We start from the raw sequence: 13,458 nt of genomic DNA on the forward strand, positions 1-13,458 counted from the left end.
AAAACCTGGTGGTGCACCGTGAACAACGCCCTAATCATTCCCAGCGTATCGGCGACCATCGACGAACTGGTTGCACAGTGCGGACACTATGTTCAGCAAAAGCTCAACCTTGCCATCGCGCAACGGGGTATTGCACGCATGGCTCTGGCCGGCGGCAATACCCCGAAGGCACTGTATGCATGGCTCGCCAGTTCTGCTCAAGCGTTACAGGTGGATTGGTCTCGCGTGCAATTTTATTTTGGTGATGAGCGCCCAGTACCCCGGTCTCATCCCGATAGCAATTACGGCATGGCTAAAACCCACCTATTCGATACGCTGCGTATCAATCCAGCCCAAATCTTCCCGATGATCAGCGAGCCGATGCTCGATATCGTCGAAGAGGCAGCGCGGTACGAAAAAATTCTCGATAGCTTAAGCGGTCAATCATCCGGTAGAACACCGCCTGTGCTCGATCTCGCGCTCAATGGGATGGGCGCGGACGGTCACTTTGCCTCACTTTTTCCAAACACGCCTGCGTTGTTGGAAAACGAACACTGGGTCGTTGCGAATCCTGTAGAAAAACTGGCGACACAACGGATCACCCTCACCTATCCTGTGTTTGAACAGGCGCGTGCCGTGTGTTTTCTGGTTGCGGGGACAGATAAGCAGGATGCCTTTTTTGCAGTCCAACAACCCGACTCCGAGCTACCCGTCGCCCGACTGATACGTAAACGACAGACAGACTGGTTTGTTGACCAAGCCTGTATTGAAGGCATTTGAATGATATTCATGGACCAAATCTCAGATCATCCGCGAGAAAACGATGCCAATGATGCATCCATCGAAATTCAAGTTAAAACGACATTCGTACCGGAGCATTCCGACTCCAAATTGAATCGCTTTGCCTTCGGGTACGAAATTCACATCGCAAACCGGGGATTACATACCGTCCAGCTCATGGATCGACACTGGCAGATCGACATGGGCAACGGCTGCATCCAGGAAGTACGGGGAGAAGGCGTCGTCGGTGAGCAGCCGGTTCTGGCACCTGGCGAATCCTATCAATATCAATCCGGGGCTATCATCGAAACACCCGCCGGGCGCATGTGGGGCGATTACGGTTTCGTGACTGAAAACGGAGAAAGATTCCGGGCTCCGATCCCCCTGTTCCATCTTTTGGCCCCCGATCAATTCCGCCCTATTCACTGAATATTATGAGCCTACGCCAAACCTACCGCCTATGGGCCCCAATCTACGATTTGATGCTCAAGCAAGCCACCCGTGCTGCACGGTCGCGCAATCTTGAAGAACTGGGCGCAATGGAAGGCAAAGCGCTCGCCATAATCGGCATTGGCAGTGGTTTAGACCTTGATTTATTCAACGAGCGAACCCGGCCCGAATACTGCGTAGGACTGGATATCACCCGGGCGATGCTCAAACGCGCACAAGCCCGTGGTGACGCTAGTTCATTTCCAGTGCGGCTTATCGAAGCCGATGCCATGAACACGCCACTTAAGTCGCAACAGTTCGATGTTGTGTTGCTGCATCTGATTCTGGCCGTCGTCCCTAAACCGGAGCGGGCCTTGGCCGAAGCCAGTCGGATACTCAAACCGGGTGGAAGAATCGTTATTTTCGACAAATTCCTGCATCATCATCAAAAAGCACCACTCCGGCGGCTGATCAGCCCATTGCTTGGCATGCTGGCCACCCGAACGGATGTCGAGCTCGAACCACTATTGGCTGCACATCCCGAACTGAGGCTCACTCGCGACGAATCGCTGCTGGCCCGCGGTTGGTTTCGAGGCATCACACTTATTAAAAACGCTTAGAATTGATTGAAGGAACAAGCATGGCCACCTATGCAATTGGCGACCTCCAAGGATGCCTCGACCCACTTAAATCCCTGTTGGATAAAATTGCCTTCGATCCGGCAGTAGATAAACTCTGGTTTGTAGGGGATCTGGTCAATCGTGGTCCGCAATCGCTCGAAGCACTCCGCTTTGTTCGAGACCTAGGTGACTCAGCCTTTACGGTGCTCGGCAATCACGATCTGTTTCTGCTCGCCTGTGCCTTTACCGATCGCTCACCCAAACCGGGCGATACGCTGGACACCATCCTCAATGCACCGGATCGGGATGAACTCATCGACTGGTTGCGCAACCGTCCCCTGATTCATCACGACACCCAACTTGGCTGGACGCTTGTTCATGCAGGCATTCCACCTGAATGGGATCTGGATACGGCCTTGGCGCAGGCCAAAATGGCGCAGAAGGCCCTGAGGCAATCAGACCCTCTGCCCTTTTTCACGGCCATGTTCGGAGAAAACCCAGCGCTATGGCATGAAAAGCTGAGCAAAACGCTGAAAATACGCTACACAATCAACGCCCTGACCCGGATGCGCTATGTCACTCAGGATGGTCAGCTCGATCTCAAGGAAAAGCGCCCGGTCGAAGAAGTTGGCGACAAGTTGCTACCCTGGTTCGACTATCCGCGTCGCGCCAGCCGCAATGAGCGAATTGTATTTGGGCACTGGTCGGCACTGGGCGATGCACGCGACCGAAAGAAAACATGGTGCATTGATCAGGGTTGTCTCTGGGGGCGCGAGTTGACCGCACTCCATCTTGATACCCGTCCGGCCACCGTCATTCAAGTTTCCTGCCCCTGTTACCGGCAGCTGAACGTCACAACGCCGTCGAAGCAGTCATCGACTTGAGTTGTTCGTACCACTTTGCGAATGTCGGACTGGACGCCTTGGCCAATGAAACCGCCGCAAGACCATCCGTAGAACGGAAAACGCCGAACACACTGAGATCAGCCAGATCTGGGGTTTCACCACCGTGGAATGTCCGCCCCGCCAAACCGTCATTAACCCAATGCGCCACCGCTTCGGTCAAACCCGTGGGTGCGTCGCTAATGCCGCGTTCACGCGCCTTTTTCTGCGATGACTTAGACATTGCCAAAGAACCTGCAAGCCGGATCATCGTGCGTTTCATCACGCCGAAGCCAGATGGTTTCAAAACCTGACCGAAGGTTTGCCACGCCGTGCCGAAATCTTTGTAGATGATCGGCGGAATATAATGCACCAGGGTGTTGTCCACCCATTCGCGCCACTCTGGAACCGTGTCATCATTGGCCAGATGCGCGTAGTGTTCGTTGATGTAATCCATCACTACGGAAGACTCCGACACAACCTGCTCAACATCAACCAGTACCGGCACTTTCTTCAAACCCAATGGCTCAAGTTCTTTGGAGTTCATGGGATTGACTTCGACAATCGTGTATGGAATTTTCGAAAAGTGCAGTAACGATTTGACTTTCCAGCAGAAAGGGCAGGATTCGAATTGATACAAAGTCAGCATGAAAAAACTCCGATAAATAATCAGGTGGAATAGTCACAGGGTGGGAGTCCCACGATGGTAAAAAAATCCCTTGGCGGACATTCCCACCAGATTTCCCTCCGTCGCCCCCCTGCTCTGTTGTAAACTGTGCGACAAATTTTTTATGTGATAAAGCGCCACCATGACGACCGATAGCACACAAGACGATCATACCCCACTCACCTACCGCGATGCAGGCGTCGACATCGATGCCGGCGAAGCGCTGGTCGAACGAATCAAACCCGCTGTAAAACGGACCACACGCCCCGAGGTGATTGGTGGTCTGGGCGGATTTGGCGGCTTGTTTGCGCTGGGGAATAAATACAAGGACCCCGTTCTGGTTTCCGGCACCGATGGGGTCGGCACCAAGCTTCGACTGGCAATCGATCTTGATCGCCACGATCACATCGGCATTGATCTGGTGGCCATGTGCGTGAACGACATTGTCGTCACGGGTGCAGAGCCTCTGTTCTTCCTCGATTACTACGCCACCAGCAAACTGGATGTTCCGATTGCCGCACGCGTCGTCAATGGGATTGCGGCGGGATGCGAACTATCCGGCTGTGCGCTGATCGGTGGTGAAACGGCAGAAATGCCGAGCATGTATCACGCCGGCGATTATGATCTGGCCGGATTTGCCGTAGGCGTGGTCGAACGCAGCGAAATGATCGACGGCAGCAAAGTCAAGGCGGGAGACGTATTGATCGGTCTGGCCTCTTCTGGCCCGCACTCAAATGGCTACTCGCTGATCCGAAAAATTATCGAGCGCGCCAAACCGGACATGAATGCCCAGATGGCTGATGGTCGCGCACTGGTGGAGCACCTGCTCGCTCCCACACGCATTTACACCAAGAGCGTCCTCGCACTCCGTCAAGCGGTTGAAATTCATGCGCTGAGCCACATCACCGGGGGCGGCCTCACGGACAACTTGCCGCGTGTGTACGGTGAGAACCTGACAGCCGCTATCAAACTCGACAGCTACACACGCCCCGAAATTTTCGACTGGTTGGCAGAACACGGTCGTGTCGAACCCGCTGAAATGCGCCGAACATTCAACAATGGTGTCGGCATGGTCGTCGTCGTTGCGGCCGAAGACGTCGAAAAAACACTGAGCGCCTTGAAGGCCCAAGGCGAAACCCCCTGGATTCTGGGAGAGATGTTGACGCGTGGCGATCAAGCACCCGTCGTCTATCGCTGAGCCTTTCCAAGACATGACCGATAACGCCAGTCCTAAGGCACGCCTATGCGTGTTGATCTCGGGCAGCGGATCCAATTTGCAGGCAATCATGGATGCCTGCCGCGGGCATATTCTGAATGCGACAGTGGTTCAAGTCATCAGTAATCGCGCCGATGCGCATGGCTTGATTCGAGCTCAGCAAGCCCAGATTCCAACCGAAGTGCTGAATCACAAGACTTTTGCCGACCGGCCCGGCTTCGATGCCGCACTGGCCGATCACATTGACCAATGCAATCCAGATTTCGTCGTTCTGGCCGGGTTTATGCGCATACTCACGCCGGGTTTTGTAGAACGTTTTTTAGGCAGGTTAATCAATATTCACCCATCCTTGCTGCCGAAATACCCCGGCCTGGATACGCATGCGCGTGCACTGGCGGCAGGTGATCAAGAACATGGCGCAACGGTGCATTTCGTCACCCCAACGGTTGATGCGGGGCCACCCATCGTTCAAGGTATTCTAGACGTTCTGCCGGATGACTCGGTGGACACCTTGAAAGCACGAATTCATCAACTGGAACATGTGATTTATCCCCACGCCCTCGATCAACTCATTAAAGGGAACGTCTGCTACCGCCAGCAAAAGGCGTACTGGACTGACGGACGAGAGAGCAACTCGCCCGATATTATTCGGCTTTGACCGGGCTGTGCATGTTCAACCACTCGGGAAAACGCCTGTGGAAAGATAGCGATCACCTCGGTCGCAGATAATCGAAACGATGACCGCATTTTCCTGTTCCGCGGCCACCTGCAAGGCCGCTGCCATCGCGCCGCCCGATGATATGCCAGCCAAAATACCTTCTTCTCGAGCCAATCGTCGGGTTGTTTCTTCTGCAGTGCCCTGGTCAATATCAATGACACGATCAACCAGACGGGGGTCGAAGATTTTCGGTAAATATGCAGCTGGCCAGCGACGTATGCCGGGAATCTGAGCACCGTCCGCAGGTTGCACACCCACGATCTGAATAGCCGGATTTTGTTGTTTCAAATAACGCGCCGTACCCATGATCGTCCCTGTCGTGCCCATTGCGGAAACGAAATGGGTAATCTTTCCTGCCGTATCCCGCCAGATTTCAGGACCTGTCGTGGCGAAATGAGCGGCTGGATTATCCGCATTACTGAACTGATCCAGAACGATTCCTTCTCCTCTTGCTGCCATTTCCTGAGCCAGATCTCGTGCCCGCTCCATGCCCTCGGCTTTCGGCACAAGTATGAGCTCGGCTCCATAAGCGGCCATGGATTGGCGTCGCTCAAGAGACATATTATCCGGCATGATCAATGTCATATTCAGGCCAAGGGCCGCTGCGACCATCGCCAGCGCAATACCCGTGTTGCCTGATGTGGCCTCGATCAGGCGGTCACCCGTTTTAAGCTCGCCGCGCGCCATTGCCTGCTTTACCATCCCCAAAGCGGCACGATCCTTTACGGAACCACCGGGATTATTTCCCTCAAGCTTGCCCAGCAGTCTGTTTCCACGGGCAGCGAGCTGCTCAGACAAATGTTCTATTCGCACCAAAGGCGTGTTGCCGATCAATTCTTCTAGGTTATACGTTTTCATTTGTCCGAATCTTCATCAAAATAAGTATAAGTACGTACACTATCTTCATCATCCAGATAGAAACGAGGCCATGCCACCTGATGGATTGTCGCATACTCGGTTATTCTGATTAACGCACGGAAAAAAATGAAGCCAAGCACAACGCCCCTGCCCCGGCGAAACTTCTACTCTCTTTCGCATATCTGGCCCATGTTACTGGGGTTGCTGCTGAGCCCTTGGCTGCTCTATGTTCCTCAGCATTCCACGAACCCGCACTTAGAATCCCTGACTGTTCTTGGCATGATCGGCCTCAGTCTGGGATGGACCGGGCTATGGATTGGCATAACCATTCTTGTCCAATTATTCTCCAATCGAAGTTTTTTCGTCCGAACGAATCATGCGAATGAAAATGGCTCTTCATCAGACTGTTCACCTGGAGACCGGCCAAAAATCCCCGCCCAGCAAATCGCGCAGGTCAACCAACACTGGGTTACACCGCTGGGTCATATACGCGCCGCAACGGATACCCTGGCCGAGACGAATGAAAATCCGAATATTAATGAACGTCTTACCCCAGAGTTAGCCGTCATTCGTGCCGCCAATGCTGAACTTCGCCTTGCGATCGAAAATGTTCTGGATTATTACGAAGCCACAACCAACCGCCTTAAAGCAACACCGCGAAAAGCCGATATTCGACTACAAATCGAGGACGCTGTAGCCGAGTGGGAAATTTCCGCCCAACATCGAGTCGGCTTGATCCAATACATCTGTTTTCAGGATGTACCCGGCCTTGTTGCAGTAGATATTCGTCTGTTGCGTCGACTGCTCGACAATTTGCTCGTCATCTTGATTCAGCAACCCGACATACAAGATTGCAGCGTCACGTTGCTGGAGTCCGACACCATCGAAGAACTTGGCCTGGAAACAAGTGCTGCAAACACGGCAGAAAATGAAACAAACTTCACATTCGATCTAGTCATTGATGGCAAATCTTCGGGGCCGCTTGATCACTTTGCCGAAGCGCTCAGTAGACCGCAGACTCTCAGTCTTTGTAAAAACACAGATCCGTTATTCATGGGCACGGAGCTATCCGTGTGGCTCATCGACCAATTCTGCAGACAACTGGATGCAACATTGATTGTCGGTGAAACAAGGGAAGGACGTCAGGGTTTTCGATTGAAGTTCACGGCACCCGTACTTGGCGCACACCAACCATGGCAACCCTGGTTACGCGGCAAATCCTGTGCGGTGATCACGCAGTCAGCCACTCATGCTCAGGCGTGGCGTGGCCATCTTTCCGCCTTCGGCGCGGATATCATACTGGACCCTAGCCGCAGCGAAATTGATTGCCTTTTTATTGACAGTGAAAATTGGCAGCGGCTGAGTACAGAAATGCCACTTTGGTTCCAACATGCGCGCCAGCACAGCAGGATCATTGCCTTGTGTACGCAATTGTCCCTTCGTGGACGTCCAATCGGCCAATTCGATTGGGCACAAATCAGCCTACCTATATTTATAAGACAACGCGTACTCCAAACCCTACTCCCAAGAATTCTGCAGAATGACAAGATCACGCCCACCCCAAAGAAAAAACAATCGATAACGGCCGAAACTCCGCCGAATCAGACGGAGCAAAGCCTCCCTTCATTTGCCGGCAGAACCGCGCTTGTCATTGACGACGACAAGATTTATCAAAGTCATCTGGTCAATCTGTTGACCAAGATTGGCGTAACGACGTTATCTGCATCTGATGGCAAAAGCGGCCTGTACCAAGCACAACACGCTGACCTTGATCTTGTCCTAACCGACATGCACCTTCCCGACATTCTGGGCACAGGAATCGTACGCATGTTGCGAAAACAGGATCGACACAGGCACACCCCAGTCATAGCCATTACCGCGAATGTGCAAACGGAGGTGCATCAGTCATTACTCCAGGCCGGAGCCGACATTGTTCTGACCAAGCCGGTGTCACTGGGTGAGTTGATCAACGCGATCAGCCAGTTTCTGCAACCTATTAACCCGGACCCACCGACTTCCTGCATGGTTCACCCGCGAGATCGGGTGCTCGACACCCTCCTTTGTGACGAACTGCCAATTTATCGCCAGAACCTGATTCAGACCGACCAGAATCCAGCAATGCTTCGCCATCTGGCGCACAAACTTCGTGGTGCCGCCGCCTGCTGTCAAGCCAAGTCACTCCAGACGCACGCAGGTATACTCGAAGATCATTTACTGAGCGATCCATCGGATGCCGAACGCATTGCTTTGCTTACCAAATTGCTAATCGATGCCATCGATGCAACAATCATCGAGCGGAGCTGCCTGACGATTACTCATTAATTTTGAAAGCCCACTGATAAAAAATATGCGCAGAAGCAAGTAATCTTTGGCGGTATCCTTCAGTGTAGATCTGAGCCAGTGTACTGTTTTGCTCTTGGAGGTACTTTCAGAGCCGTCCGAATGCGTCAGGACAAGGCGCCGTGCGCAGGCAATGGCCACACCCTTGGCAAGCACGGCAACGCCGTCATGGCGCATTCGGAGGACTCCCTTCGGGCGAGCCGCTGAATGTGCCTCCAAGAACGAAACAGTACACTAGTTGCCATCAGGAACTTGAAGCATATGGATTCAGCAGAAATATTAGCTTCGCTAAAGCATCCGGTTTTTGTTACGGATGCAAGCAAATCACTGCGCTACATCAACGAATGTGCGCGGCATATGCTTGGTCTTCCCCTATCCGGGCAACTGGTCATTGAAGATATCCTTCGGAAACTTTTGACCAAGGAAGGAGCGTCACTGAGCCGCGAAGCGCTTGCTATCATGGCCCCAATCCATGTCAGTCTGAAATCTGATGATCTCCTTCGAGTCGACGCCCTATTGAGTGCGCACACCCTGAGTGATCACTCGGTCTGCTATGAACTCAGCCTGATGCAAAACGGTTCGACCACGACGATCGACCCACTTACCGGGTTGATGGACCGGGGACATATGCTTAAGCTCATCGGCGCAAGACGTCGTGAAGGCGTAGGCGCACTCATTCTGATCGATATTGATCGCCTGAAAATCATCAATGACTTCCTGGGTTATGAAGCGGGAGATCATGTTATTCATGCTTTGGGGCACGCGCTGAGACAGCAGACACACGCATCTGTATGTCTCGCGCGCTGGAGTGGCCATGAATTCATGGCGTTGGTGCCAAAAAGTCTGATGGACCAAACCGCTCAATTAGCTGAGTCGTTCAACACTATTGCTCGCGAACTTCCATTGGCCAAATCACTCAATTTACCGGGCGGGAAACTAAGTCTTAGCGTCGGTTATACCCAGTTTGGCACATCAAAGGTCGACAATCAGGACCCGCTGACCGAAGTCAACGCCGCAGTCTACGAAGCCAAGCGCGCGGGTCGAAATCGAGCTGTAGATGCTCATCAACTGACAAAGCCATCCATTTACATTACGGGCGGCGCCTTGGAAACAGCATTGCTCGAAGAGCGAATTGTTGTCGCGGTTCAGCCCATATTCGACTTGAAAACAGGCCAGATCGTTGCGGACGAATCACTTGCCAGAATGATAACCAAAGAAGGAGACGTGATTGCGGCAGGCGAATTCATAACGGCTGCCGCCTCACTGCAACTGGCGCATAGAATTGATCAAAGCATCATCAAGCAAACGATCAACTATTGCGTTACCAGCCACTTTAGTGCGCCACGTGCCCATTTTGTCAACATTTCCGGAGATTTTCTCCACCACCCAGAGCTGATCGAAGAAACCATTGTAACGGCGATGAACGCCTGCGCCTGCACCCACCCGGATTAGGCAAGCGCGCGCCAGACCAAACCGTTGGTGATTGAGATCACGGAACGCGAATTGGTCGATGACACACTGGAAGCTCTTCGGGCCCTGCAACCGTTGATTGATTTCGGCTTGCGCTTGGCTTTAGATGATTTTGGTAGCGGCTACTCTTCTTATCGTTATCTGCTTGACCTTCCGTTCAGTTTCCTGAAAGTTGAAGGGGAGTTGGTTCGGCACATCACCACCAACGACAAGGCTCGACGCATCGTCCAGCATATCCAGCACATGGCCCAGGATCTTGGACTGATTACCGTGGCAGAATTCATCACCGATCAGGCCACCGCAGACATGTTGGCAGACATAGGGTTGGACTGGGGCCAAGGCTTCCACTTGGGCAAACCGGAACTGTTACAGAAAAATCACCTGCTAAAAAGTTATAAAGAGTGGCACACGATCTGATCGGCCATTAGATCAACTTAAAAAATGAATTTCTATCTAAAGCCTGCCTTTCTGAGGTCAGTTCATACTCAAACCTGATTGCGGGAACTAGATGTTTATAAACAAACAACTTCTCGAATAGATCACGATCTTTAGCTCAAAGCCGCACTTTGCACCTCATCTCCGATTCATTCTGAGGCCAGATGGGAGCACGAACCTCAATAGACAAATATCTTAAAATGATTGCATGTAGTTCGGTAGAGGAATATAAGGAGATAACGCTTCGAATGTCGTTTATGCAAAGAATAAAATTGAAAATTCCAATCACTAGAAAACGGCAATCAGGTTATTAAACAAAAAATGTTTCAGAAGCGTTCATGATAATTTAATAAATAAAACAGCGAGGACTAAATAAAGTATGTCTCAAGAAGCAACATCACCCAAAGAGCAGCGAAAATTCACACGTCTGGAATTGTCATTACCGGGCAGTCTTAAGCTCGAAAACAAAAAATATCGTGTGCGAATCCAAGATATTTCCCTCAAAGGTGCGCTGATTGAGCAAGAGCACGGTCAAAACGATGATTCGTCAAAACTTGACTTTCAAAAGAATTCTTCTGGACACCTAGTAATTTTAGCAGACCCAGAAGACATTCCACTGTTAGAATTAGACGTTCAAATATTGCGTAATCAATCTGGCATGATTGGGTTGACTTGGCCTACTATAGATCTGGACAACCTAACGCAGTTACGTGAAATACTGATTGCCAATCTTGCAAATGAAGAGCTTATTGATCGTGACCTTATTGAACTATTCCATACTGACTAAATACCTCAGGACTTCAGGTATATGCCCATCCATGCCGTCAAAAGGAATTTGCAGCCATGTTTGATTACACGCACGATCACGCACAATCTCAAGAGATCCTCCGTCTGGTTCTTATTGAATTAAATGCATTAAATCTGCCCCCAAACCCCATATTCTTCACCCTGTTCTACGAGCGTGCGCTCAAGCGAGATGCCAGTCTTAACAAAGACATAGATGATGCCATCAACAGCGATAAGGGACTTAGCGTTGATACTGCTCAGGAAATCTTCGACACGCATGTTTTGAACGGTGCGATCAAGGAAATGAGCAAAGCGCAAAGCGCACTGCTGCGCGTGATTCGAAACGTCATGATGCAAATGCTCAACACAGGCAATGAGTTTTCGAACTATGCGTCATCCCTCGGTGACTTTGTGCGCAAAATTGATAGGACGGATTCGGTACAGGATATTCGGATGCTCACTGCCGAGGTGATCGAAGATTCACGCCAACTTGAGCGCACGTCTAAAGAAACATCATCGCAATTGAACGATGCCGGAGAGCAGATTACCCGCCTGAAAGAAGAACTCGAAGCAGCCAGAAGGGATGCACGCACCGACCCGCTGACCGGTCTGGCAAATCGCCGCGGTCTCAATGAACTGCTGCTGCAACGCATCAATCTGTTCTTGCAGGAAAAGACTCCTTTTTGCGTGATTCTGGCAGACATCGACCACTTCAAACGCATCAATGACTCGTATGGTCATCTGGTTGGCGACAAGATATTGCGCTTCGTGGCACGCACCTTGATGGCCAACATCAAGGGTCAGGACAGCGTCATCCGCTTCGGTGGTGAGGAATTTGCGATCGTTCTGCCCTATACGCAATACGATGGGGGGATTATCGTTGCTCAACATCTGAGACAGAAAATTGCTTCATCGCGACTCCGACTGGCCGAAAGCGGGCGTGATCTCGGCGGACTCACCATCTCCCTCGGAGTGGCAGCCGTTCATACGGATGACACCCCCGATTCACTCTTGCGCCGCGCGGACGATGCCTTGCTCAAAGCCAAGGCAGAGGGTCGTGATCGCGTGGTGGGCTTGCCTTCTGAAAAACCCACGGGCGACGTAACTGAAATGCTTTGATACTCAGATACAGCACTCATTGAGCTGAATCCTGACCATGCTACTCGGTTGAATGAATTCAATTTGGGCGCATTATTCCCGATCCCCATACGAATATTCGTATGGGCAAGGAATAAGGCTCAAGGATGAATTGCTTTTTCAACAGGTACGCATTAAATGTTATCCATGGGATTCAATCCGTCCATCGACGTTACACAAGTAACCAATAAAGCCATAGAACTTGGTTCACATCGCGCACTGCAATCGAAGACCGATCTTCAGGGCATCATCACGCACGCAAGTCGCTCTTTAGCAGACATCTCCGGTTTTACCGTAGATGAGCTGATCGGCCAACCCCATAATATTTTGCGCCATCCGGCCATGCCCGACGCCGTTTACTACTTGATGTGGCAAAAAATCCGGATGGGTGAAGAGTTCTACGGCATCGTGAAAAATCGCTGCAAGAATGGCGACCATTACTGGGTAATGACACGCGTAGCGCCCGTCATCGAGAATGGCGCTCCCGTAGGTTACACATCGGCCAGATTCACCCCACGCACCGAGCTCGTCCCCATGTGGGAAGAACTCTTCGCGAAGATGCGGGACGCCGAAAACGGCAGTGGCTTCAATGACGAACGCCGTTTCAAGCCGGCACACGATATCTTGTGCAAACTGGTTCAACGAAAAGGCTATAACGATCTGAGCCAGCTTGTGTTATCTCAACGCGTCTAATTACTTCGAACAAAACATGCCCAAGATGGCGGTAGAGGGAATCGTTCGTCACGTAGAATCCATCCTCAAACCGCATCCGTGCTCAAAGATGGTCTGCACAAATGCAGTTTTTTCAGTTTAGGGTATAAATGCCCTTCCGCTTATTGAAGTAAGGGAAGCTCGAAAAACCCGTCATTCCCGCGTAGGCGGGAATCCAGCGCCTTGATTTTTCTGGGTTCCCGCTTTCGCGGGAACGACGAATCATGGGGTATTTCGAGGTGCCCGTAAGTCATTCAAAATCGGGGGTCGGGCCAGACGTGAACACGAACGTTCGCCCGCTTTGCATCCAGCTGCTGCAAGCCCACCGATTTGAGCGGAACTGCACGAAACCCTGGTTGAACTCGTGCAGAGATTTTCAATGAACCTTCCGCAGGCGCTTAACGATGAGCCTATAATCCAAGGGGTGCAGA

12 protein-coding genes and 1 pseudogene are annotated in these 13,458 nt (G+C 51.6%); 11 read left to right on the forward strand and 2 right to left on the reverse strand.

Annotated features, from left to right (window positions below; translation table 11 throughout):
• The first annotated feature begins 18 nt into the window (after positions 1-18).
• From pgl to HNEAP_RS06430, 4 genes are read left to right on the forward strand one after another with little or no spacing between them, the layout of a single operon-like run.
• A complete protein-coding gene (gene pgl, locus HNEAP_RS06415; protein WP_012824148.1) occupies positions 19-759 on the forward strand; it encodes a 6-phosphogluconolactonase in 741 nt (246 codons plus the stop codon).
• On the forward strand, positions 760-1,188 hold the full coding sequence (apaG, locus tag HNEAP_RS06420) for a Co2+/Mg2+ efflux protein ApaG (protein ID WP_012824149.1): 429 nt from the start codon (positions 760-762) through the stop codon (positions 1,186-1,188).
• A gap of 5 nt (positions 1,189-1,193) precedes the next feature.
• Entirely contained in the window at positions 1,194-1,808 is a 615-nt protein-coding gene (locus tag HNEAP_RS06425; RefSeq protein WP_012824150.1) for a class I SAM-dependent methyltransferase, read from the forward strand.
• Between the two features lie 20 nt (positions 1,809-1,828).
• The gene (locus HNEAP_RS06430) at positions 1,829-2,692 is read left to right on the forward strand and encodes a symmetrical bis(5'-nucleosyl)-tetraphosphatase (RefSeq protein WP_012824151.1); all 864 of its coding nucleotides are present in this window, start codon (positions 1,829-1,831) and stop codon (positions 2,690-2,692) included.
• Here the strand turns inward: HNEAP_RS06430 and HNEAP_RS06435 are convergent.
• Positions 2,661-3,338, reverse strand: coding sequence for a prostaglandin E synthase 2 (locus HNEAP_RS06435; protein WP_012824152.1), 678 nt, complete (start codon positions 3,336-3,338; stop codon positions 2,661-2,663). The two genes, HNEAP_RS06430 and HNEAP_RS06435, sit on opposite strands and share 32 nt — an antisense overlap.
• Positions 3,339-3,498: 160 nt before the next feature.
• Between HNEAP_RS06435 and purM the strand changes: the two genes are divergently transcribed.
• Both purM and purN read left to right on the forward strand, forming a co-directional pair.
• Positions 3,499-4,554 carry a phosphoribosylformylglycinamidine cyclo-ligase gene (gene purM / locus HNEAP_RS06440; protein ID WP_012824153.1) on the forward strand — a complete coding sequence of 352 codons (1,056 nt, stop codon included), beginning with the start codon at positions 3,499-3,501 and terminating at the stop codon, positions 4,552-4,554.
• A 13-nt stretch (positions 4,555-4,567) separates the two neighbouring features.
• On the forward strand, positions 4,568-5,230 hold the full coding sequence (purN, locus tag HNEAP_RS06445) for a phosphoribosylglycinamide formyltransferase (protein ID WP_012824154.1): 663 nt from the start codon (positions 4,568-4,570) through the stop codon (positions 5,228-5,230).
• A gap of 15 nt (positions 5,231-5,245) precedes the next feature.
• Here purN and cysM read toward each other — a convergent pair whose 3' ends face one another.
• Complete coding sequence (gene cysM / locus HNEAP_RS06450) at positions 5,246-6,148, reverse strand: cysteine synthase CysM (protein ID WP_012824155.1); 903 nt, start codon at positions 6,146-6,148, stop codon at positions 5,246-5,248.
• 126 nt (positions 6,149-6,274) lie between these two features.
• Between cysM and HNEAP_RS06455 the strand changes: the two genes are divergently transcribed.
• The 5 genes and pseudogenes from HNEAP_RS06455 to HNEAP_RS06475 all read left to right on the forward strand — a co-directional run bounded on the left by HNEAP_RS06455 (position 6,275) and on the right by HNEAP_RS06475 (position 13,009).
• Positions 6,275-8,470, forward strand: a complete 2,196-nt coding sequence (locus HNEAP_RS06455) for a response regulator (RefSeq protein WP_012824156.1) — start codon at positions 6,275-6,277, stop codon at positions 8,468-8,470.
• Between the two features lie 585 nt (positions 8,471-9,055).
• Positions 9,056-10,375 (forward strand): annotated as a pseudogene (locus tag HNEAP_RS12980) (EAL domain-containing protein).
• 397 nt (positions 10,376-10,772) lie between these two features.
• Positions 10,773-11,180 carry a PilZ domain-containing protein gene (locus tag HNEAP_RS06465; protein WP_012824158.1) on the forward strand — a complete coding sequence of 136 codons (408 nt, stop codon included), beginning with the start codon at positions 10,773-10,775 and terminating at the stop codon, positions 11,178-11,180.
• Between the two features lie 56 nt (positions 11,181-11,236).
• Positions 11,237-12,298 (forward strand): diguanylate cyclase, encoded by a 1,062-nt coding sequence (locus tag HNEAP_RS06470; RefSeq protein WP_012824159.1) that lies wholly within the window; start codon positions 11,237-11,239, stop codon positions 12,296-12,298.
• 156 nt (positions 12,299-12,454) lie between these two features.
• Positions 12,455-13,009, forward strand: coding sequence for a PAS domain-containing protein (locus tag HNEAP_RS06475; protein ID WP_012824160.1), 555 nt, complete (start codon positions 12,455-12,457; stop codon positions 13,007-13,009).
• Positions 13,010-13,458: the final 449 nt, after the last annotated feature.

This window comes from Halothiobacillus neapolitanus c2, from assembly GCF_000024765.1.
Classification (GTDB): domain Bacteria; phylum Pseudomonadota; class Gammaproteobacteria; order Halothiobacillales; family Halothiobacillaceae; genus Halothiobacillus; species Halothiobacillus neapolitanus.